Raw genomic sequence first — 828 nt, 5'->3', positions numbered from 1 at the left:
AACGAGGTACTCACCGAGCAACTGCAGGGCGCGCTGAACAATCGAATCATCATCGAGCAGGCCACGGGCGCGGTCGCGCAGGCGAACAACGTCTCCGTCGACGTGGCCTTCGAGCTGATCCGGGCCTACGCCCGGCGCACCCGCCGCCGCCTCAGCGACGTCGCCCTTCGCGTTGCCACCGACGTGACCATCCTGCCCGTCACCCGAGACTGACCGGGTGAGACAAGGCACCGATGCCCGGGACGTTCCGGTGGCCGAACAGCCTGCGTGCGTCGGTCGGCGCGGTGCAGGATGCTATGGCTGTTGAGCATCAGCTGGCGGATCGGTCCGTACCGTTCGTCCAAGGCGAGGATCGACCCCGGTACTTCCGCCACCGAGTTCCTGGAGCGGGGCCACCACCCGCCGTCGAGGACGGCTCGTGCGGCCCGTACAGCGGTGAGCGACAGCCGCGGTTGGGTCGGTGGCTCTGGCGAAACGACGGTGACGTTCGGTCAGCCTCACCGGACACTCGCACCGGACAACTCCGCGGGCAATCATCGGGTCGTGATCGGACGTTTCAGCAGTCCCACGCGGAACGTGGCCGACGTGCCCCGGTCCCGCCATCTCACTCGGTCAGTCTCGGGTGATGTCGGCCCGGCTGGTCGCGTCGGTGGCCATGTGCAGAGCGACGTCGCTGAGGCGGCGGCGGGTGCGCCGGGCGTAGGCCCGGATCAGCTCGAAGGCCACGTCGACGGAGACGTTGTTCGCCTGCGCGACGGCACCTTTAGCCTGCTCGATGATGATTCGATTGTTCAGCGCGCCCTGCAGTTGCTCGGTGAGTACCTCGTT

The 828-nt window shown here is 67.6% G+C and carries 3 protein-coding genes; 1 reads left to right on the top strand and 2 read right to left on the bottom strand.

Translation table 11 applies throughout. The features are described 5' to 3' along the window. Positions 1-213 (top strand): ANTAR domain-containing protein (locus ACFPIJ_RS54105; protein WP_380127394.1); only part of this gene is annotated, 213 nt, incomplete at its 5' end. Here ACFPIJ_RS54105 and ACFPIJ_RS54100 read toward each other — a convergent pair. Together ACFPIJ_RS54100 and ACFPIJ_RS54095 are read right to left on the bottom strand one after the other, a co-directional pair. Then, positions 126-446: a DUF5994 family protein gene (locus ACFPIJ_RS54100; protein ID WP_380127395.1), complete on the bottom strand. Its 321-nt coding sequence runs from the start codon at positions 444-446 to the stop codon at positions 126-128. The two genes, ACFPIJ_RS54105 and ACFPIJ_RS54100, sit on opposite strands and share 88 nt — an antisense overlap. A gap of 166 nt (positions 447-612) precedes the next feature. After that, positions 613-828: ANTAR domain-containing protein (locus ACFPIJ_RS54095; RefSeq protein WP_380127393.1), on the bottom strand; the 216-nt coding region annotated here is incomplete at its 5' end.

The sequence above is a fragment of the Dactylosporangium cerinum genome (genome assembly GCF_042653625.1).
Taxonomy (GTDB): Bacteria; Actinomycetota; Actinomycetes; order Mycobacteriales; family Micromonosporaceae; genus Dactylosporangium; species Dactylosporangium cerinum.
The sequence above is the reverse complement of the archived record's forward strand: the minus strand, read 5'-3'. Positions and strand labels throughout refer to the sequence as shown.